Genomic DNA, 20,290 nt, shown 5'->3' with positions numbered 1-20,290 from the left:
TTTTTCATTGGGTGGCCGCCAGATCGTGCGGCCGTATCTTGCCGCTTGCGTTAAGCAAATGTGATGTTGTGGGAATTGTCTTACGAATGTTTCAGCAGTGGTCTTCTGCTTCGGCGGGGTGGCAAAACATAACCTGCAACTACAGCAGGGCCACAACGCAATCCAGTCGCTTGCAGCGCGGAGATTGCCGGGCCTGACAGGTATTCCACCTCAAAGAAAAGGAGCACGACATGATCGCAAAGAAGTGGCTGAGTGCAGCAGTATGTTCGTTGATGGTGGCCGCGCCGATGGGCATGGCCTATGCGCAGGCTGGCTCGAAAGCGGACTATGACGTCGCCGTGAAGCAGGCCGATGCCGACTACAAGACGGCCAAGAGCAAATGTGACGGGATGTCCGGCAATGCCAAGGACGTCTGCAAGGCCGAGGCCAAGCGCGACCATGACGTGGCGAAGGCCAACGCCGAAGCCAAGCGCGATGGGACCGAGAAGGCCCACGCCAAGGCCATGAAGACCAAGGCCGACCGCGACTATGACGTGGCCAAGGAAATGTGTGACGACAAGAAGGGCAACGACAAGGACGTGTGCGTGAAGGAGGCCAAGGCTTCGCACGAACGTGCCCTGGGCGATGCCAAGGTCGACAAGGCCGCCGCCACCGGTACCAGCACTGACGTGGCCGAGGCCCGCGCCGACGCCCGCAAGGACACGACCGAGGCTGCCTACAAGGCCGACAAGGAAAAGTGCGATGCGATGTCCGGTGACGCCAAGGACAAGTGCCAGGCCAACGTGAGGGCCAAGTACGCCAAGTAATACCGCCTGGAAATGTCGCCCGGGAATGCCCGGGTGACGCGGGCAACGCGGACTGGCACGCAGGTATCGCCGCGACGCAGATGATCCACAGTCCACTGACACACGAAGGAGCCAGATATGAACTGGGACCAGATCGAAGGTAAATGGGATCAGGCCAAGGGCAAGATCAAGGAAAAGTGGGGCAAGCTGACCGACGACGACATCACCGTCATCAACGGCAAGCGTGACCAGCTGGCCGGCCGGATCCAGGAACGCTACGGCTATACGAAGGAACGGGCGGAAGAAGAGATGAAGGCCTGGGAACGGGACACCCGCTGGTAAGCCAGCGCGCCCCGGCCCCCAAAGGCCGGACACGCGTCATGCGCGGACACGCGTGACGATCAAGGCGGAGCCTCCGGGCTCCGCTTTTTTGCTGCCGGCAGCCGTAGCGAGCCCGCTTTGTTGCACGACTGTCGATAATTTGTAACAGCGTCAACGCATAATATTTCAACGCGTTACCGATTATTACAGCCGGTCCCGTCTCCCCACGAATACATCCAACAAGGGCGGGTCGGCCGCGTCGCACCGGCGTTCGGTCGCGACGGCGAGGGTCGTCATTGCGTGATCAGGTCTCGAAGAAAGGCCGGCACGCCAAACAGGGGAGCAGTCAGTCGTGCATGGACCAGTTTCATGTCTGCAGGGCCTTCAGGCTCACGCAGGGGGATTCCTTTACGTGCTGCCGGGCGATTATGTGCGCTATCTCGGCACAGTCGCTTCGGTTTCAGCATTTTGCTATCCAGCGGGCAGTCGCAAATGGCTGTCGCGCCGCATCAAGCTGGTAGCGCTTTCCGCCGTCCGGCGCAGTGCCGCCCAGCCGTGGCTGCGCGCTGCCGCGTCGTGCGCGCTGCTGCAGCGTGTGATCGCCGCGCGTCCGCTCATGCTGGAAAAGCCGTTTCGGCCGCTCGGCGCCTATGGGCTTGGGTTTGGCGAACGCGCCCGGATGGTACTGGAGCACTTTGCGGTCATGCGCGAGGCGCTGCCGGTTTGCGTCTGCGACCGTATCTATCTGCGCGGCGGGCTGGACTGGACTTTCGGCGATGGCCGCTACACGTTGCGGCTGACCGACGCCGGGCCGAATCCCAAGGAAGGCGAACTCGGGCTCTACTGGATCGACAACGAAACGGGGGCCAGCCTGGCGCAACTGAGTTTCTACCTGCGGCGCGCCGCCGATGGCGTGGAACTCTATATAGGTGGGTTGCAAGGTCCGATGCATCACGCCAGCCTGGACTGGATTCGCGCCGCCACCAAGGCGTGCGAAGGACTCCGGCCCAAGGACGCCCTCATGCAGGCCCTGCTGGCGCTGGCCAGCCAGGTCGGCGCATGCCGTGTCGTGGCGGTATCGCGTTCCAACCACGTGGGGCGCCAGCGCCACCGACCGCGCGAGATTCAGGCGGACTACGAGAGCTTCTGGACGGAATACCACGGCACGGCGTTGCCCAACGGGGATTTCGACGTGCCGGTGCAGCAGCCCGAGCGCGACATTTCGGAAGTGGCATCGAAGAAGCGTTCGGCCTGGCGCCGCAAGCAGGCGCTGGCGGCATCGATCCGCCACGCGGTCGCCCTGGGCCTGCGTCCGGAGGCCGAGGCGGCGAGCAACGACGGGTTTGCGCTGGTGGCCATTCCAGCGGCCTGAGTTGCGTCGTCGCCGCGATCAGGCACGCCCGGCCCGCAGGGTGGAACGGGCGGGGCGTAAACCCTAGTAGTCTAGCCAGCTAGACTTTTAATAGAGTCCGGTATCGGCCTGAAGCGCCGGCGCGGTCATGCGCCGGCCGGCCGCGCCAAGTCGCCCCCGATGCCGGACGCCACCGACCTTCTCTCCCGCAGCCGCGAGCCCGTCTACCTGCAGCTCGCCACGATATTCCGCCGCCAGATCGAAAGCGGCGCGTGGCGCCAGGGCGAGCAGCTGCCATCGCTCGATGCCCTGTGCCGCCAGTACGGCGTGGCGCGGATGACGATGCATCACGCCATTTCCCAGCTCGATGCCGAAGGACTCGTGGCGCGATCGCGCGGGCGCGGCACCTTCGTGAAAGCCGCGGGCCGCCCGCGCCGCCCGCTGGCGTTGCCGGTCAGCTGGGACCAGGCCGTTGCGGTGGGTGACCAGCTATCCACCGAAGCCATGGTGGAATCCACCGCGGACGTCGATCTGCCCGAGGATCTGGGCATGCCATGCGATGCCCGGCGAGCCGACGCCTACCACTTCCTGCGCCGCGCGCACCGTCTGGAAGGCCGGCCCTTCGCGGTGGGCGAGGTCTATATCGCCGCCGATGTGTTTGCGCGCGAGCCAGAGGCATTCCGCCAGGGCGCTTCGGTGCCCGTGCTCGACCGCTTTCCCGGCGTCAAGGTCAATGCCGCCCGCCAGCGCCTGTCCATCGTGCCGGCTGGCGCGGAGTGCGCCGGCGCGCTGGAACTGGCCGTGGGCGCGCCCGTGGCCGAACTGCGCCGCTTTGCCTGCGTCGACGATGTGATCGTCTATTACGCGCGTATCGAATTTCCCACCGAGTACGTCTGCCTGGATTTCGACCTGCTCGCCAATCGTTGCTGACAACCGCCAACCCGCACGGAACCCAAGATGGAGACACAAGACAAGATGAACGGCGCAGAAAGCCTGGTGAAGACGCTGCTGGCCTGCGGCGTGGATACCTGCTTTGCCAACCCCGGCACGAGCGAGATGCACTTTGTGGCCGCCCTGGACCGCATCCCCGGCATGCGCTGCGTGCTGGGCCTGTTCGAGGGCGTGGTCACCGGCGCCGCCGATGGCTATGCGCGGATGGCCGACAAGCCTGCCGCCACGCTGCTGCATTGCGGCCCCGGCCTGGCCAACGGCCTGGCGAACCTGCACAACGCGCGCCGCGCGCAGACGCCGATCGTCAACATCATTGGCGACCAGGCCACGTACCACCGCCCGCTGGATGCGCCGCTGACGGCCGATACCGAAGGCTGGGCGCGGCCCGTATCGGTATGGACGCGCACCGCTACCCACGCCGCGTCGGTGGGTGCCGATGCCGCCGTGGCCGTGCAGGCGGCACGCAGCGCGCCGGGTGGCGTGGCCAGCCTGATCCTGCCGTCCGACGTGTGCTGGGATGAGGGCGGCCAGGTGGCCGCGCCGCTGCCCCCGCTGGCCGTGCCGAAGGTGTCGCCGGACGCCGTGCAGAATGCCGCGCGCATGCTGCGCAGCGGCCAGCCCACGCTGATCGTGCTGGCCGGCAGCGCGCTGCGCGAAGGCGCACTGGCCGATGCCCACCGCATCGCGGCAGCCACCGATGCACGCCTGATCACGCCTATGTCGAACGCGCGTGTGACGCGTGGCCGGGGCCGGCTGGCGATCGACCGGATTCCGTACTCGGGCGACGCCGCGCGCCAGAAGCTGGCCGGCATTCGCAACGTGATCCTGGTGGGCGCGCCGCCCCCGGTCACGTTCTTCGCCTATCCCGGCAAGTCGCCGCGCCCGTATCCCGAGGATGCGACGATCCATGTGCTGGCCCGCGCCGAGGAAGACCTTGGCGAAGCATTGACGCGCCTGGTCGATGAACTGGGCGCGCGCAACGCGCAGCTGCCCGCGTCGGCGGCGATGCCCGTGGCAGCGGCCAGGGGTGCGATCACGTCCGAATCGGTGGCCCAGTCGCTGACCGCGCTGCTGCCCGAGCACGCCGTGGTGGTGGAGGAAAGCGTGAGCTTTGGCCGCGCGTTCTATCCGGGCACCGTCCACGCCGCGCCGCACGACTGGCTGCAGCTGACCGGCGGCGCGATCGGCGCCGGGCTGCCGCTGGCAACGGGTGCCGCCATCGCCGCGCCGGACCGCCGCGTGGTGGCGCTGCAGGCCGACGGATCGGGCATGTACACGCTGCAATCGCTGTGGACCATGGCGCGCGAAAAGCTCGATGTCACCATCGTGCTGCTGGCCAACCGCAAGTACGCCATCCTGCTGGGCGAACTGGCCGGCGTCGGTGCCAACCCCGGCAAGACCGCGATGGACATGCTGGACATCGGCAATCCGGACCTGGACTGGGTCAAGATGGCCAACGGCATGGGCGTCGAGGCGGCACGCGCCGACAACATGGACACCTTCAACGACCTGTTCCAGCAGGCCAACCAGCGCAAGGGACCGTTCCTGATCGAACTGGTGATCTGAGCGGGCCTGTCACCCGACCACAGCCCGGCCCCGGCATGGGCCGTGGCTGATCCATGATGTTCCATTGCCCCCCGGACGGGCGCGCAGCAGCATGACCCTGCGTACTTCGTCCAAGGGGGCACATCATGATGGTATCGGGACTGCGATTGGCCGCGCTTTGCTGCGGCCTGGCGATGACGGGCGGCGTGGCCGCGCAAACAGTGGCCAATGCCGATGCCACGGTCATCTGCGAGTACTCTCACACGCTGGCGGACGATCCGATCGTCTACCCGGGCAGGCCCGGGATCGCCATGACCCACGACTTTCTCGGCAACACCACGGCCAACGCCTTGTCGACGCCGGAGACGCTGCGCACGGAACACGGCACGACGTGCGAGAACGCGGCCGACACCACAGCGTACTGGGCCCCCGCGCTGAAGCTGCCCGATGGCACGATGGTGCCGCCCAAGTATCAGAAGACCTACTACACGAACGAGGCCATCCCGTCGTCGCGGCGCGTGCGCGTGGAACCGCTGCCGGCGGGCTTGCGGATGCTGGCCGGCGACCACAACGGCGCGCTGCCCAATCCGAGGATCTCGTTCCTCTGCACCGGGCGCGGCTATACCAACACGATTCCCACCAACTGCGTGCCCGATCCGGAGAAGGGTACCCAGTTCAACATCGGCATCTACTTCCCGACCTGCTGGGACGGCAGGAACCTGGCGCCGGTAAAAGGCGTGATCGAGAACGTGGTGTATCCGGACAAGCAGGGCGTCTGCCCGACCACCCATCCGATCCACATCCCCGAGGTGAACTTCAACCTGGCCTACAGGATCGGGCAGGTCACGGACCTGACCGAGGCCCGGCTGTCGATGGACCCCACGCTCGACGCGCTGGGCAGGGTGGTGGCGCAGAACTGGGGCACGCTCTATACCGCGCACGCCGATTTCTTCAACGGATGGCGCGAGGAGTCGCTGCGCTACATGGCCGACTATTGCCTGAACGCCGGCCGGCTCTGCAACAAGCAGGTGCCCTACGCGTACAGCGAGCCGCTTGGCGACGCCACGGTACGCGGCGGTGACACGGCGGACAAGAACTATGGCAACGATCTGTCGCTGTACGCCCATCGTCCCGGGGGTACCGCGACGGAGGCGATGATCTACATGAAGTTCCGCATCCCGCAGGGCGCGGTCAACGTGCCGGCGCGCTTCACGCCCGACTACCAGTTGCGGGTGTACGGCGGCAACACCACCGACAAGACGGCTGCCATCATCCGCCTGTACCGGGTGTCGACGGACTGGACCGAGGACACGATCACGGCCAACAATGCGCCGCCCTGCCAGGGCACCATGACCGACATGTACCTGGACAATGCGATCCAGTACCGCACGTTCAAGGTGAGCAAGGCCATCAACGAAGCCATCGCGGAAGGCAAGGACACCATCGCGTTCTGCCTGCGCGGCAACGGCGACCGCATCTACGAATTCGGCAGCCGCGACGCCGACAACCCGCCGCTTCAGCTGATGATGACCCTGAATCCGCTCAACTATTAGGCCAGGCTCAGGCTTCCGTCTCGGCCCAGCCGGACATGGCCTGGCCGCCGGCATTGTCGCCGGTCCACAGCAGCACCTTGCCCGGCGTGCCGGCGTCGTCGGCGCCGCCCACGGCCACCGTATCCTGGTGGAACAGCGGCGCCAGCCCGCGAAAGCCGAAGCGCTTCACGCGTGCGCCGGGGCGTTCGTGGCGCAGCAGTTCCAGCATCAGCATGGCCTGCAGCGGGCCATGCACGATCAGGCCGGGATAGCCTTCCACGTCGCGCACGTAGTCCAGGTCGTAGTGGATGCGGTGGGCGTTGAACGTCAGCGCGGAGAAGCGGAACAGCAGCGCCGGGTCCGCCTGCAGCGTGCGGCCGAACTGCGCGGTCTGTGCCAGCGCCGGGCGCGGTGGCTGCGGCTGCCCCTTCGGCGGCATGGCGCGGTAGACGATGTCGTGCCGCTCGGTCAGCGCCGTTTCGCGGCCCACCGTGAACACGTGATCGACCGACACAAAATACAGCTCGCCGGTGCGGCCGGCCTTGTGCTGGACGTCGGTGATGGTCGACGTCCGCGTGACCGTGTCACCGACCCGCAGGCCACGGTGGAAGGACAGGTCGCTGCCCGCCCACATGCGGCGCGGCAACGGCACGGGCGGCAGGAACCCGCCCAGCGTGGGATGGCCGTCCTGCCCCAGCGTGTGCTGCGGGGCACGGGGCAGGAAGTACAGCCAGTGCCACAGCGGGGGCAGGGGTTGGCTGGCGATGGCGGCGCCATCGAGATCGAAGGTGGCCGCTAGCGCCTGGACCGGCTCGGCCGCGAGCGTCTCGGTGCGCGACTCCGAACGGCCGATCCATTCGCGCAGTTGTTCTAGCGTAAGGGTGGTCATGGCGATGGGTAATCGGTTGGCGGTTGGCGAATCGGTAAGCGACTAGCGCGACGTCGGCAGCCAGTCGTTGACGTTGGCCTGCTGGTCCAGATGCCACACGCGGTCGATGATGGTGCGCATCTCGGCCTCGCTGGCGCCGTGGCGGAACGCGCCCAGCTGGATCGCCTTGGCTTCGAGTTCCGGACGCGACAGCGTGTTGTCCGGATCGCCCTTGGGCACATCGACGCGCGCCTCCAGCGAGCGGCCATCGGTGGTGCGCACCGTCACGCGGCCAATCCACTGGCGCGGATAGGCGGCGTTGATCTCGTCGTCCAGCGCCATCGTCACCTTGTTGCAGAACGCCGCGATGCGTGGGTCCTGCAGCGCGTGCTGCTCGAATTCGCCCAGGCCGGCATGCGTATGCACGGCCACCAGGCCCAGCACGGTGCCCATCGAGAACTTGGCCTGATGGATCGTCACCGGATTGACCACCGGGCCCAGCACGTCGATGGCACCCTGGTGCACGTGTGCGGTCACGGCGTCGACCTGTTCGGCCTGCAGCCCTTCGCGCTGCATCAGCGCCTTCAGCGCATCGGCGGCCGGGTGCGTGTGGCGGCACGAGGCAAAGAACTTGAACGACGTTTCGGCCGTGGCCCAGCGTGTGCCGAGCCCGTCGGTCAGCGCGGCGGGGTTGGCGTCGCTGGACATGCCGGCCGCCATGCCTTGCGCGCCTTCGAGAATCTGCTTCGCACCGGTAAAGCCAGCGCGGGCCAGCCAGGCCGACTGCAGGCCATCGGCGGCGGCCTTGGCGGTATGGAGCTGCTTGGAGTCCGCTGCATCGCGCAGGAATTCCCACAGTCCAGCCGCCTGCGTGCCGGCCGAGCCCAGCGCCTGGTTGATGCCCTCGGCGTCCAGGCCGTACAGCTTGGCAACGGCGGCCGCGGCGGCCAGCGTGCCGACCGTGCCGGTGGTATGGAACACGCGGTAGTGCGAGCGGCCCATGAATTCGCCGATGCGGATGCCGGCCTCGTAGCCGGCGATCGAGGCCAGCAGCACTTCGGCGCCGGTCTTGCCTTCGGCCTGCGCGGCGGCCACCACGGCCGGGAACACCACGGCGGCCGGGTGCAGCACCGATCCGTTGTGGACGTCGTCCTGTTCCACCACGTGCGACGACGCACCGTTGATCAGCGCGGCAAAGTAGGGCGACGTGCGGCGGCGGTCGACAAAGACCTCGGCATCGCCCGACTGCGGCCCCATGGCGGCGGCAAATTCCTGGATGCGGCGGATGGCCGGCGCGTCCTTGCCGGCGATGGCGGAGGCGATCCAGTCGAGAAACAGGTCCTTGGTGCGTTCGACGACGGGCGCGGGGACGTCGGAGAGCTTCAGTTGCGCCAGGAACTCGCAGAGCTGGCGCGTCGGATAGGTTTCGTTGGGCATGTTCGGCGTTGGCGTCGGGCGGTCAGAACGAACGCGGCAGTTCGAGCACGTGCTCGGCCACGTAGGACAGGATCAGGTTCGTGGAGATCGGCGCCACCTGGTACAGGCGCGTTTCGCGGAACTTGCGCTCGATGTCGTATTCGGCGGCAAAGCCGAAGCCGCCGTGCGTCTGCAGGCAGACGTTGGCGGCCTCCCACGATGCGTCGGCCGCCAGCAGCTTGGCCATGTTGGCTTCCTTGCCGCACGGCTTGCCGGCGTCGAACAGCTGCGCCGCCTTGTAGCGCATCAGGCTGGCCGCTTCCACGTTGACGTAGGACCGGGCGATCGGGAACTGCACGCCCTGGTTCTGGCCGATCGGGCGGTCGAACACGATGCGTTCGCGCGCATAGCCGCTGGCACGCTCCACGAACCAGTAGCCGTCGCCGATGCATTCGGCGGCAATCAGGATGCGTTCGGCGTTCAGGCCGTCGAGGATGTACTTGAGGCCGCGGCCTTCCTCGCCGATCAGGTTCTCGGCGGGGATTTCCAGGTTGTCGAAGAACAGCTCGTTGGTCTCGTGATTGACCATGTTGCGGATCGGCTGGACCGTCAGGCCGTTGCCGATGGCTTCGCGCAGGTCCACCACGAACACCGACAGCCCTTCGGACTTCTTCTTCACCTGATCCAGCGGCGTGGTGCGCGCCAGCAGCAGCATCAGGTCGGAGTGCTGCACGCGCGAGATCCACACCTTCTGGCCGTTGATCACGTACTTGTCGCCACGCCGCACGGCCGTGGTCTTGAGCTTGGTGGTGTCCGTGCCGGTGGTGGGCTCGGTCACGGCCATCGACTGCATGCGCAGTTCGCCCGAGGCGATGCCGGGCAGCCAGCGTTGCTTCTGCGCGTCGGAGCCGTGGCGCAGCAGGCAGCCCATCACGTACATCTGGCCGTGGCAGGCGCCGGAATTGCCGCCGTTGCGGTTGATCTCTTCCATGATGACCGACGCGGCGGTCAGCGGCAGGCCCGAGCCGCCGTAGGCCTCGGGGATCAGCGCGGACAGCCAGCCGGCCTGGGTCAGCGCCTGCACGAATTCCTCGGGGAAGCCGTTGTGTTCCTCGATGCGCTGCCAGTACGCGGAGTCGAACTGCAGGCAGAGGTCGCGTACGGCCTCGCGGATTTCGGGGTAAATCTGGTCTTGGTCCTGTGCAGCGTGCATGGCAATGTCCGTCTATGTCGGGGGTGAGGCCATTATTCCCGAGCCGGCGCGGCCGCAACATTCGCATTTGCTGAAGCGCGGCTTCTGCCCGGCTTAGGGATGGCCTCAGGGATCGGCTCAGGGTAATCCCGTGGCTTTTCCGGGGCCGTGTCCTCCCTTCGGCAAATCGGAATTGTGTGCCGCGTCCAATGCTTGCACCCTGCGGCTCACGATTCCAGGACAACCAGACGCGCGTCATGCGCGCAGACCAGACAGGAGGCAGTGAATGACGTTCTACCGGCAACTTTCAGCAACCGTGACCTGGGCCGCACTGGCGGTGGCCGCCGTGGCCGTTGCGGCGCCAAACATCGCACGGGCGGCGGACGCCTATCCGTCGCGGCCCATCACGATGGTCGTGCCGTTCGCGGCCGGTGGGCCTACCGACGTGGTGGCGCGCTCGGTGGCGGCGGCCATGTCGAAATCGCTGGGGCAGAGCGTGGTGGTGGAAAACCGGCTCGGCGCCGGCGGCACCGTATCGGCCGCCTACGTGGCCAAGTCCGCGCCTGACGGCTATACGATCCTGATCCACCACAACGGCATGGCCACGGCCCCGGCGCTGTACTCGAAGCTGCCGTACAAGCCGCTGACCGATTTTTCGTTCGTGGGCCAGGTGGCCGACGTGCCGATGACGCTGCTGGGCCGCCATGACCTGCCGGCCAATACGCTGCCGGAGCTGGTCAGCTATATCAAGCAGAACCAGAGCAAGGTGAACCTGGCCAACGCCGGCCTGGGCGCCGTGTCGCAGCTGTGCGGCATGTTGTTCCAGAAGGCGATTGGCGTGGATCTGCAGACCATTCCTTACCAAGGCACGGCCCCTGCGCTGACCGCGCTGCTGGGCGGCCAGGTGGATATCCTCTGCGACCAGACCACACAGACGCTGCCGCATATCAAATCGGGCAAGGTCAAGTTGTACGGCGTGACCACGGCCGAACGCATTCCGGCGCTGCCCGACGCACCCACCCTGCGCGAGGGCGGGCTCAAGGGCTTCGAGGTGAAGGTCTGGCACGGCGTCTATGCACCGAAGAACACGCCGCCGGCCGTGATCGACAAGCTCAATGGCGCGCTGCGCACGGCGCTGAAGGACCCGGCCGTGGTGGCGCGCATGAAGGATCTGGGCGCGGTGATCGTGCCGGCGGACAAGCAGACGCCGGAAGGCCTGCACAGCTGGCTGGCGTCGGAGATCGACAAATGGTCGCCGATCATCAAGGCTGCGGGGGTGAGCGCGGATTGATAAGGACTGAGGGTTGTCTCCCCTCTCCCGCGTTGTGGGAGAGGGGAGTACGCCCATAAAACAACCTACACCGGCTCTCGCGCCGCGTCGGCCAGATACCGGATCAGGGTTTCCGCGAACTGCGGCAGCTCGCGGCCGGGCCGGCGCACCAGGCGCAGTTCGCGCCGCGCCCAGTCGTCTTCGAGCCGGATGAAGCGCAGCACCTTGCGGCTGGCGTAGCGCCGTGCGCAGCTATTGGGCACGATGGCGATGCCCGCACCGGCCTCGACCATGCGGCACACGGCGTCGAAACTGCCCACCTGGATGCGCAGGCTGATGCGCTTGCCCATGCCGCTGGCAATACGATCCAGGAACGACTGGATGGCCGACGACTGGTTCAGGCCGACGAAGCGGCAGGTATCGAGCAGGTCGGCGAAATGCAGCGCCTTGAAGGCCGGCAGCGGATGGTTGACCGGGGCGATGACGATCAGTTCGTCGCTGCAAAGCTGCATGGTGTCCAGATCGGCCGTGGCAACTTCCCCGGCCACGATGCCCAGGTCGGCGGCGCCGGTGCCGACCGCCGAGACGATGTCAGCGGACAGGTGTTCTTCCAGTTCCACGTCGACATCGGGATTTTCGGACAGGAAGCGCGACAGCCCGTTTGCCAGGAACGAATTGGTGGCCGTGGTATTGGCCAGCAGCCTCACGCGGCCCTTGACGCCCTTGGCGTAGGGGCGCAGGTCCGCATGCAGGCATTCCAGCTGGCGGAACACCTCGCGGGCATGGCGCAGCAGTTCGTCGCCGGCAGGCGTCAGGCGTACCCCCTTGACCTGGCGGATCAGCAACTGGGTCTGGAAGGACTCTTCCAGCTGCTTGATGCGGGTGCTGGCGGCGGGCAGCGACAGGAAGCTGCGTTCTGCAGCGCGGGTCAGGTTCTCGGTCTCGCCAACGTTGAGAAAGAGGCGCAGGTCGGTCAGGTCGTAGTGCATGGGTTCAGCGAGCGTGAAGCCCACTTTTGCAATTCGTGAATTCCAGAAACTCCGCCGACAATTTATCGTATCCGCGTTGGCAATAGAACGGGTGACGTTCCGGAACCCGGCAATCTCGCACGCAAGGAGTTGAAGATGAGTGGAATGATGGCAGGCAAGGTCGTGGTGGTGACGGGCGCGGGCGGCGGCATCGGCCGGGGAATCGCGCTGGGCATGGCCGCGGCCGGTGCGCGCGTGGTGGCGAACGACCTGGGCGTATCGATGAGCGGGGAAGGCGGCGACACCGGGCCGGCGCAGCGTGTGGTGGAGGAAATCCGCGCGGCCGGCGGCGAGGCCGTGGCCAACACCGACAGCGTGTCCACCTGGGCGGGCGCCAATGCCATCGTCCAGTGCGCGCTCGACAGTTTCGGCCGCATCGACGCCGTGGTCAACAACGCCGGCAACCTGCGCGACCGCATGTTCTTCAAGATGAACGAGGAGGAGTGGCGCTCGGTGATCGACGTGCACCTGCATGGCACGTTCTTCGTCAGCCGCGCGGCCGCCAACTATTTCAAGGACCAGGAAAGCGGCGCGTACGTTCACATGACGTCGACGTCGGGGCTGATCGGCAACCTGGGCCAGGCCAACTATTCGGCCGCCAAGCTCGGCATTGCCGCGCTGTCCAAATCCATTGCGCTGGATATGGCGCGCTTCAACGTGCGTTCCAACTGCATCGCACCATTTGCCTGGAGCCGCATGACCAGCTCGATCCCGGCCGAAACGCCCGAGGAGAAGGCCCGCGTGCAGCGTCTGCAAAAGATGGAGGCCGGCAAGATTGCGCCGGTGGCGGTGTTCCTGGCCAGCGACGCGGCCAGCGAGGTGAACGGCCAGATCTTTGCCGTGCGCGCCAATGAAATCATGCTGATGAGCCAGCCGCGTCCGGTGCGGTCGGTGCATACCAGCGAGGGCTGGACGCCGGAGACCGTCGCCGAGATCGCCATGCCGGCGATGCGCTCGAGCTTCTTCAAGCTGGATCGATCGCCCGACGTCATCAACTGGGACCCGATCTGAGCGGTCTGAATACAGGCCAGGGGCGCTCGCCCCTGCCTTCGCCCTTGCCTTCTTTCCTCGCTTTCCCGGCTTTCCCCTTTCCCGATTTCTCTGCCACGCGCTGCGGTGCAGCAATTCGCGCGTGCGTGGCACGCATTCTGCTCATCCCCCGTTCATGGCGGCCTCGCGCACTCGGACTGTGCGATTCGGGTCCGGTTTCCACGCTAAAGCGGTGCATGCGCGCGGCCGGGTTGGTCGCGCGTCTGCCGACTGGCACTCTCGGTCCGACAGTGCTGATGGGTGCGGCGCGTCGTCGCAGGCGTGGTCGCAGCGTGATGCAGGAAGCGGCCATGATGCGCGCAGGGCTCGCATCGGGTGTCTGTGCGAAACAGACAAGTGCGATGCGTGGGCTGACGTACGGCACCTTCTAGTGGAAATGGCGCAGGTCGATATGCGAAATGCGGTGCAAATCATGCATTTGCACGATGTCGGGCGAAACGTTATCCATCCACAGTGGAAGCAAGGTGTAGGACCATGGCCGACAGCGTGTGTCAGATGTTTCTGGATTTGATCGGTCGTTACACAACACGCTGTGCAGGACGCACGTGAAAGGTGTAATGTGTGTCACAAGCATGGTCGATGGCCCGTCGCAGCGGGGTGATGAAGCGAGTGTCCAGTCGCAGTGCGTGCATGTCATGAGCGTGCATCGCAACGACTGAACGGACAGGCAACACGCGGTCAACTCCGGATTCACGTTCGCCGTTATTTGACTATGATGAAGTAAAGACTTCGCAACTTGGCAACACCACCAAGCCGGGGTGGCGGAAAAGCAAAGTTGCCGCGAAGCCTTAGGGGAGTAGAACTACCTTCGCCTCGGACGTGGGACTCTGACGGGAGTGAGGTATGGACATTTTTGGCCACTACGCCACGCGCTTCGAAGCTCGCAAGGAAGAGGAATACAGCATCCAGGAATACCTGGAGATCTGCAAGAAGGATCCTGCTGCCTACGCGACCGCCGCCGAACGCATGCTCGCCGCTATCGGACAGCCTGAACTGGTGGATACCCACCACGATCCGCGCCTGTCCCGACTGTTCTTCAACAAGGTTATCCGGGTCTACCCGGCGTTCCGCGACTTCTACGGGATGGAAGACACGATCGAGCAGATCGTCTCCTTCTTCAAGCACGCGGCACAGGGCCTGGAAGAACGCAAACAGATTCTGTACCTGCTTGGGCCTCCCGGGGGCGGCAAGTCGTCGCTGGCCGAGAAGCTCAAGGCGCTGATGGAAGAGATTCCCATCTATGCGCTCAAGGGTTCGCCCATCCATGAATCGCCGCTTGGACTCTTCTCCGCGGAAGAGGACGGCAAGATCATGGAGGAGGACTATGGCATTCCGGTGCGCTACCTGAATACCATTCCGTCGCCATGGGCCGTCAAGCGGCTGCACGAGTTCAATGGGGATATCACCAGGTTCCGCGTGGTAAAGCTGCGCCCGTCGGTGCTGGCGCAGATCGCCATCTCGAAGACCGAGCCGGGCGACGAGAACAATCAGGACATTTCGTCGCTGGTCGGCAAGGTCGACATCCGCAAGCTCGAAGACTTTCCGCAGGACGATCCGGATGCCTATTCGTATTCCGGCGGCCTGTGCCTGGCCAACCGTGGCCTGCTCGAGTTCGTGGAAATGTTCAAGGCGCCGATCAAGGTGCTGCACCCGCTGCTGACCGCCACGCAGGAAGGCAACTACAAGGGCACGGAGGGCTTCGGCGCGATTCCGTTCGATGGCGTCATCCTGGCGCACTCGAACGAGGCCGAATGGCAGACGTTCAAGGCGGACAAGAACAACGAGGCTTTCCTTGACCGGATCTATATCGTCAAGGTGCCTTACTGCCTGCGCGTGTCCGACGAGGTGAAGATCTACGACAAGCTGCTGCGCAGCAGTTCGCTGTCGGCGGCGCCCAACGCGCCGAACACGCTGAAGATGATGGCGCAGTTCGCCGTGCTCACACGGATCAAGGATCCGGAAAACTCGAACGTCTTCTCGAAGATGCGTGTCTACGACGGCGAGAGCCTCAAGGACGTGGATCCGAAGGCGAAGTCGTATCAGGAGTACCGCGACTACGCGGGCATCGACGAAGGCATGAACGGCCTGTCCACGCGCTTCGCGTTCAAGGTGCTGTCGAAGGTGTTCAACTTCGACAATACCGAGGTGGCGGCCAATCCGGTGCATCTGCTGTACGTGCTCGAACAGCAGATCGAGCGCGAGCAGTTCCCGCCGGAGCAGGAAGCCAAGTTGATGTCGTATATCAAGGAGTACCTGACCACGCCTTACGTGGAGTTCATCGGCAAGGAGATTCAGACGGCGTACCTGGAGTCGTATTCCGAGTACGGCCAGAACATCTTCGACCGCTACGTGGTGTTTGCCGACCTGTGGATTCAGGACCAGGAATATCGCGATCCGAATACCGGCGAGATCCTGGACCGCAATGCGCTCAACGACGAACTGGAGAAGGTGGAAAAGCCGGCTGGTATCTCGAACCCGAAGGACTTCCGCAACGAGATCGTCAATTTCGTGCTGCGGGCCCGTGCCAACAACGGGGGCAAGAATCCGGTCTGGACCAGCTACGAAAAGCTGCGGATGGTGATCGAAAAGCGCATGTTCTCCACCACGGAAGACCTGCTGCCGGTGATCTCGTTCAATGCCAAGTCGTCGCGCGAGGATCAGGAAAAGCACGAGAACTTCATCAATCGCATGGTTGAGAAAGGCTATACACCCAAGCAGGTCCGACTTTTGGTGGAGTGGTATCTGCGCGTCAGGAAATCTTCGTAGCCTGCGCCGGACGCGGTCTTTTTCCACGGCGCGCCTGCACGGGCGCCTCTTTCCAGGGCAAACGGACGGCTTATGGGCACGGTCATCGATCGGCGCGAGAACGGCGGCAACAAGAGCGCCGTCAACAAGCAACGCTTCATCAAACGCTATCGCGAGCAGATCCGGCAAGCGGTGGCGAAGGCGGTGTCCGGCCGGAAAATCATGGACATCGAGCAGAGCGGCCAGGTGTCCATACCGGTCAAGGACATCTCCGAGCCGATCTTCCACCACGGCCAGGGCGGCAAGCGGGAATGGATTCACCCAGGCAACAAGAAGTTCGTCCGGGGTGACAGCTTCGACCGCCAGCAGCAGGGCAGCGGCGGCACAGGGTCACGTGCCAGCGATAGCGGGGAAGGGGAGGACGACTTCGTCTTTACCCTGTCGCGCGAGGACTTTCTCAACTTCTTCTTCGAGGACATGGCGCTGCCGGATCTGGCCAAGCGTCACCTTGCCAAGATTGCCGAAGTGCGCAAGGTGCGCGCCGGCTTCTCGATCGACGGCACGCCATCGAACCTGTCGATCCTGCGCACCATGCGCAGTTCGCTGGGGCGGCGTATCGCGCTGTCCAGCCCCTACATGAAGCGGCTGCACGAACTCGAGATCGAGTACAACGAGGAGCTTGAAAAGGAAGGACCGTACTCGCCGGTGGCCGAGGCGCTGATGGAAAAGATGCGCCACCTGCGCGCGCAGGTGGATCGCGTGCCGTTCATCGAGAAGCTGGACCTGCGCTACAACAATCGCGTGCTCAAGAAGCGGCCGCAGGCGCAAGCCGTGATGTTCTGCTTGATGGACGTGTCCGGGTCGATGGACGAAAGCCGCAAGGATCTGGCCAAGCGCTTCTTCATGCTGCTGTACCTGTTCCTGAAACGGAACTACGAACGCATCGATGTGGTGTTCATTCGCCATCACACGGTGGCCAAGGAGGTGGAGGAGGAAGATTTCTTCCATTCGCGGGAGTCCGGTGGTACCGTCGTTTCGAGCGCGCTGAAGCTGATGGTGGAAGTGATTCACGACCGCTATCCGCCGAGCCAGTGGAATATCTATTGCGCCCAGGCGTCGGACGGCGACAACTGGGCGGGCGATTCCGAACTGTGCGGGCGGCTGCTGCGCGAGTCGATCCTGCCGCTGGTGCAGTACTACGCGTATGTGGAAGTGGCTTCGGAAGAGCCGCAGAATCTCTGGGAGGAGTACCTCACGGTGAAGAGTCAGTTCGAGCACTTTGCGATGCAGCGCATCATCGGTGCGGACGAGATTTATCCCGTGTTGCACGACCTGTTCCAGAAGCGCGCGGCCTGGCCGGCCGGCAGGTAGCAGGGTATTCGGCAGCAAACCGGTGCTGCGCGCGGCGCGGGCCGGCATGTCACTGGGGAAGTCTATGGCCTATCTTTCCACGGGCTCGGAGTGGACCTTCGAGCTGATCCAGCGCTATGACCGTGAAATCGCCCGTATCGCCGGCGAGTTCGGGCTGGACACCTATCCCAACCAGATCGAAATCATTACGGCCGAGCAGATGCTCGACGCCTATGCGTCGGCGGGCCTGCCGGTCGGCTACAGCCACTGGTCGTACGGCAAGCACTTCCTGGCGTCGGAGCGCGGCTACCAGCGCGGCTACATGGGGCTGGCCTACGAGATCGTGATCAACTCCAACCCGTGCATTGCGTACCTGATGGAGGAGAACACGATGCCCATGCAGGCGCTGACCATCGCGCACGCCTGCTACGGCCACAATTCGTTCTTCAAGGGCAACTACCTGTTCCGCACCTGGACCAACGCGGACGCGATCATCGACTACCTGCTGTTCGCCAAGAACTACGTGGCCGAGTGCGAGCAGCGCTATGGCGAGCAGGAAGTGGAAATGCTGCTGGACTCCTGCCACGCACTGCAGAACTACGGCGTGGACCGCTACAAGCGGCCCAAGAAGCTGTCGATCACCGAAGAGCAGGCGCGCCAGGCAGAACGCGAGAACTATCTGCAGATGCAGGTCAACGACCTGTGGCGCACGCTGCCGAAGCATCGCCCGCATGCGTTGCGCGAGGAGGAAGAGGCTGCCGAGTACGAGGTGACCTTCCCGCCCGAGCCGCAGGAGAACCTGCTGTACTTCATCGAGAAGAACGCGCCGAAGCTGCAACCGTGGCAGCGCGAGATCGTGCGCATCGTGCGCAAGATCGCCCAGTACTTCTATCCGCAGCGGCAGACCAAGGTCATGAACGAGGGCTGGGCCACGTTCTGGCACTACACCATCATCAACCAGCTGTACGAGGAAAAGCTGGTCAACGATGCGTTCATGCTCGAACTGCTGCAGGCGCATACCAACGTCATCTACCAGCCGCCGTACCACAGCCCGTACTACAGCGGCCTGAATCCGTACACGGTGGGGTTCCTGATGTTCCAGGACCTGCGCCGCATGTGCGAGAACCCGACCGAGGAAGACAGGCGCTGGGCCCCCGAGATCGCCGGCAGCGACTGGCGCCAGACGCTGGACTTTGCGATGCGCAACTTCAAGGACGAGAGTTTCCTGCTGCAGTTCCTGTCGCCGCGCGTGATTCGCGAGCTGAAGCTGTTCTCGGTGCTGGACGACGACCGCGAGGGCAAGCTGCGGGTGACGGCCATTCACGACGACGAAGGCTATCGCGAGATCCGCCGGCTGCTGGCCACCCAGTACGACCTGTCGAACATGGAGCCGAATATCCAGGTGACCAATGTCGATATCGGCGGAGACCGCTCGCTGATGCTGCGCCATCTGCAGCAGGATCGCCGTCCGCTGGCGCAGAACTTTGACGAGGTGATTCGCCACGTCACGCGGCTGTGGGGCTTTACGGTGCGGCTGGAAGTGGTGTACGAGGATGGCCGGCGCGAACTCAAGTACGAGTGCAAGCCGGAGCGCCGCCACCAATTGCAGCGCAAGGCGGCCTAGCGGTCATTGACGCGACCCCCGCCGTCAGGCGGGGGTGCAATCCACAGGAGGATGTTATCGGGACCGGGCCTGGCCACGCGGCCGGGCCGGCGAGCATGCGCCCGCGCGTTCCAGATCCACGCCCGGCAGCAGGTGCAGCAGACGCACCAGTTCGGACTGGCGGTGCGTGCCGGTCTTGCGCAGCGTGTCGCGGATATGCACGCGTACCGTGTGCGGCGACAGGAATTCGCGCTCGGCAATTTCGTTGAGCGTTTCGCCGGCCGCCAGGCGGATGGCGATGATGCTCTCCTTGCGCGACAGGCCGAACAGCGACGTCAGCACGCCGGCGTCGAGCACCGAGCGCGATTCGGAATTGCCCAGCAGCATCATGGCCATCGGCAGCTGCCACGGGCCTTCCACCGGCTGGCGCGATACCAGCGGCATGACGATGATCGGCACCGGCTGGCCGCCCGAGGTGATATGCATCCACGATCCCGCCGCCGCGCCGCCATGGCGGCCGCCGTGCACGGCGCTGTCGAGCAGCCTGGTCAGTACCGATTGCAGCGATTCGGGGTGCGCGCAAAGCACGCCGTTGTCGAGGGCCAGATTGGAGTCGGCCTGCACCAGGGCCTCGGCCCAGCTGTTGGCGTAGCGCACCCGCATATCGGCCTGCAACACCATCACACCGAAATCGAGCGTGTCCAGCCCGGCCAGTCCCATCGACGCCAGGCCGCTGAGCTCGAAATTGCGATGCTGCATGCGCGCGGCGCGTGCCCAGTGCGGCATGACCTGCGCCACGCGCCGGTTGCAATCGAACGAGGCGCAGCCGTCGCAACCGGGGGTTGCACTCATCCAGACACAGACATCGTGCGTGTCGAAGAGGCGGATGCCATGGGCCAGCCCATTGCAGTCGAAGGGCATGGCGCCCTCGGGGTCCGGGCCCGGCAGCATGCCGGCGTCGGCAGTGGTTGCCAGTGCGGCATGCGAAGGCAGCGCCCGCATGCTTTCGGGCATGGTGCTGCTGCTGGTAAAGCAGCCGTGCGGCGTGACACCCAGACGCGCCTGGCCGGCGAGCTTGTCCCAAATCAGGTAGCTCGGGCTGGCGGAACAGGTGTAATCGGAAAACAGATCAAGCGCCGCAGGCATGGCCGCCACGTCCATGGCGGATTCGTAGATGCAATCGACCAGACGATAGAAGACGTCGTCGGCAGACAAGTGTTCGCCCATTTCTTTTTTCCCCGGTGGCAAACGCCTTTTTCCTCAAGACCGCTGCGTCGAGGCGC

General features: G+C 64.9%; 16 protein-coding genes. 11 read left to right on the top strand and 5 right to left on the bottom strand.

Annotated features, from left to right (window positions below):
- Positions 1–233: 233 nt before the first annotated feature.
- The 6 genes from CYJ10_RS23290 (at position 234) to CYJ10_RS23265 (ending at position 6,506) form a co-directional block, all read left to right on the top strand.
- Complete coding sequence (locus CYJ10_RS23290) at positions 234–806, top strand: hypothetical protein (RefSeq protein ID WP_101683947.1); 573 nt, start codon at positions 234–236, stop codon at positions 804–806.
- Between the two features lie 117 nt (positions 807–923).
- Entirely contained in the window at positions 924–1,127 is a 204-nt protein-coding gene (locus tag CYJ10_RS23285) for a CsbD family protein (RefSeq protein ID WP_061956917.1), read from the top strand.
- Between the two features lie 391 nt (positions 1,128–1,518).
- Positions 1,519–2,478, top strand: a complete 960-nt coding sequence (locus CYJ10_RS23280; RefSeq protein WP_257993484.1) for a VirK/YbjX family protein — start codon at positions 1,519–1,521, stop codon at positions 2,476–2,478.
- Between the two features lie 159 nt (positions 2,479–2,637).
- Positions 2,638–3,387: a GntR family transcriptional regulator gene (locus tag CYJ10_RS23275; protein WP_101683824.1), complete on the top strand. Its 750-nt coding sequence runs from the start codon at positions 2,638–2,640 to the stop codon at positions 3,385–3,387.
- 45 nt (positions 3,388–3,432) lie between these two features.
- Positions 3,433–4,974 carry an acetolactate synthase large subunit gene (locus CYJ10_RS23270; RefSeq protein WP_101683946.1) on the top strand — a complete coding sequence of 514 codons (1,542 nt, stop codon included), beginning with the start codon at positions 3,433–3,435 and terminating at the stop codon, positions 4,972–4,974.
- Positions 4,975–5,099: 125 nt separating this feature from the next.
- Positions 5,100–6,506, top strand: a complete 1,407-nt coding sequence (locus tag CYJ10_RS23265) for a DUF1996 domain-containing protein (RefSeq protein ID WP_101683823.1) — start codon at positions 5,100–5,102, stop codon at positions 6,504–6,506.
- A 7-nt stretch (positions 6,507–6,513) separates the two neighbouring features.
- Here the strand turns inward: CYJ10_RS23265 and CYJ10_RS23260 are convergent, their stop codons facing one another.
- The 3 genes from CYJ10_RS23260 to CYJ10_RS23250 are packed head-to-tail and all read right to left on the bottom strand — an operon-like array spanning position 6,514 to position 9,982.
- Positions 6,514–7,374 carry an FAS1-like dehydratase domain-containing protein gene (locus CYJ10_RS23260; RefSeq protein WP_101683822.1) on the bottom strand — a complete coding sequence of 287 codons (861 nt, stop codon included), beginning with the start codon at positions 7,372–7,374 and terminating at the stop codon, positions 6,514–6,516.
- Between the two features lie 42 nt (positions 7,375–7,416).
- A complete protein-coding gene (locus CYJ10_RS23255; RefSeq protein WP_101683821.1) occupies positions 7,417–8,790 on the bottom strand; it encodes an MmgE/PrpD family protein in 1,374 nt (457 codons plus the stop codon).
- 22 nt (positions 8,791–8,812) lie between these two features.
- On the bottom strand, positions 8,813–9,982 hold the full coding sequence (locus CYJ10_RS23250; RefSeq protein ID WP_101683820.1) for an acyl-CoA dehydrogenase family protein: 1,170 nt from the start codon (positions 9,980–9,982) through the stop codon (positions 8,813–8,815).
- Positions 9,983–10,247: 265 nt separating this feature from the next.
- On the opposite strand from CYJ10_RS23250, the gene CYJ10_RS23245 reads away from it, so the two are divergent.
- A complete protein-coding gene (locus CYJ10_RS23245) occupies positions 10,248–11,252 on the top strand; it encodes a tripartite tricarboxylate transporter substrate-binding protein (RefSeq protein WP_101683819.1) in 1,005 nt (334 codons plus the stop codon).
- A gap of 65 nt (positions 11,253–11,317) precedes the next feature.
- Here the strand turns inward: CYJ10_RS23245 and CYJ10_RS23240 are convergent, their stop codons facing one another.
- Positions 11,318–12,220: a LysR substrate-binding domain-containing protein gene (locus CYJ10_RS23240; protein ID WP_101683818.1), complete on the bottom strand. Its 903-nt coding sequence runs from the start codon at positions 12,218–12,220 to the stop codon at positions 11,318–11,320.
- Between the two features lie 135 nt (positions 12,221–12,355).
- On the opposite strand from CYJ10_RS23240, the gene CYJ10_RS23235 reads away from it, so the two are divergent.
- The 4 genes from CYJ10_RS23235 to CYJ10_RS23220 all read left to right on the top strand — a co-directional run bounded on the left by CYJ10_RS23235 (position 12,356) and on the right by CYJ10_RS23220 (position 19,028).
- Positions 12,356–13,270 (top strand): SDR family NAD(P)-dependent oxidoreductase, encoded by a 915-nt coding sequence (locus tag CYJ10_RS23235; RefSeq protein ID WP_101683817.1) that lies wholly within the window; start codon positions 12,356–12,358, stop codon positions 13,268–13,270.
- An 882-nt stretch (positions 13,271–14,152) separates the two neighbouring features.
- On the top strand, positions 14,153–16,075 hold the full coding sequence (locus tag CYJ10_RS23230; RefSeq protein ID WP_101683816.1) for a PrkA family serine protein kinase: 1,923 nt from the start codon (positions 14,153–14,155) through the stop codon (positions 16,073–16,075).
- Between the two features lie 72 nt (positions 16,076–16,147).
- Positions 16,148–17,425, top strand: coding sequence for a YeaH/YhbH family protein (locus tag CYJ10_RS23225; RefSeq protein WP_101683815.1), 1,278 nt, complete (start codon positions 16,148–16,150; stop codon positions 17,423–17,425).
- A 64-nt stretch (positions 17,426–17,489) separates the two neighbouring features.
- Positions 17,490–19,028 carry a SpoVR family protein gene (locus tag CYJ10_RS23220; RefSeq protein ID WP_101683945.1) on the top strand — a complete coding sequence of 513 codons (1,539 nt, stop codon included), beginning with the start codon at positions 17,490–17,492 and terminating at the stop codon, positions 19,026–19,028.
- A 54-nt stretch (positions 19,029–19,082) separates the two neighbouring features.
- Here CYJ10_RS23220 and CYJ10_RS23215 read toward each other — a convergent pair whose 3' ends face one another.
- The gene (locus tag CYJ10_RS23215) at positions 19,083–20,234 is read right to left on the bottom strand and encodes a helix-turn-helix transcriptional regulator (RefSeq protein ID WP_101683814.1); all 1,152 of its coding nucleotides are present in this window, start codon (positions 20,232–20,234) and stop codon (positions 19,083–19,085) included.
- Positions 20,235–20,290 lie beyond the last annotated feature (56 nt).

The sequence above is a fragment of the Cupriavidus pauculus genome (genome assembly GCF_002858765.1).
GTDB lineage: Bacteria > Pseudomonadota > Gammaproteobacteria > Burkholderiales > Burkholderiaceae > Cupriavidus > Cupriavidus pauculus_B.
Note: the sequence above shows the minus strand (reverse complement) of the source record. Positions and strands in the feature narration are given on the sequence as shown.

Bases quoted from the DNA above. Each gene is read 5' to 3' on its own strand.
- CYJ10_RS23285 (WP_061956917.1), top strand. From the start codon at position 924: ATGAACTGGGACCAGATCGAAGGTAAATGGGATCAGGCCAAGGGCAAG.
- CYJ10_RS23275 (WP_101683824.1), top strand. From the start codon at position 2,638: ATGCCGGACGCCACCGACCTTCTCTCCCGCAGCCGCGAGCCCGTCTAC.
- CYJ10_RS23270 (WP_101683946.1), top strand. From the start codon at position 3,433: ATGAACGGCGCAGAAAGCCTGGTGAAGACGCTGCTGGCCTGCGGCGTG.
- CYJ10_RS23265 (WP_101683823.1), top strand. From the start codon at position 5,100: ATGATGGTATCGGGACTGCGATTGGCCGCGCTTTGCTGCGGCCTGGCG.
- CYJ10_RS23260 (WP_101683822.1), bottom strand. From the start codon at position 7,374: ATGACCACCCTTACGCTAGAACAACTGCGCGAATGGATCGGCCGTTCG.
- CYJ10_RS23255 (WP_101683821.1), bottom strand. From the start codon at position 8,790: ATGCCCAACGAAACCTATCCGACGCGCCAGCTCTGCGAGTTCCTGGCG.
- CYJ10_RS23250 (WP_101683820.1), bottom strand. From the start codon at position 9,982: ATGCACGCTGCACAGGACCAAGACCAGATTTACCCCGAAATCCGCGAG.
- CYJ10_RS23245 (WP_101683819.1), top strand. From the start codon at position 10,248: ATGACGTTCTACCGGCAACTTTCAGCAACCGTGACCTGGGCCGCACTG.
- CYJ10_RS23240 (WP_101683818.1), bottom strand. From the start codon at position 12,220: ATGCACTACGACCTGACCGACCTGCGCCTCTTTCTCAACGTTGGCGAG.
- CYJ10_RS23235 (WP_101683817.1), top strand. From the start codon at position 12,356: ATGAGTGGAATGATGGCAGGCAAGGTCGTGGTGGTGACGGGCGCGGGC.
- CYJ10_RS23230 (WP_101683816.1), top strand. From the start codon at position 14,153: ATGGACATTTTTGGCCACTACGCCACGCGCTTCGAAGCTCGCAAGGAA.
- CYJ10_RS23225 (WP_101683815.1), top strand. From the start codon at position 16,148: ATGGGCACGGTCATCGATCGGCGCGAGAACGGCGGCAACAAGAGCGCC.
- CYJ10_RS23220 (WP_101683945.1), top strand. From the start codon at position 17,490: ATGGCCTATCTTTCCACGGGCTCGGAGTGGACCTTCGAGCTGATCCAG.
- CYJ10_RS23215 (WP_101683814.1), bottom strand. From the start codon at position 20,234: ATGGGCGAACACTTGTCTGCCGACGACGTCTTCTATCGTCTGGTCGAT.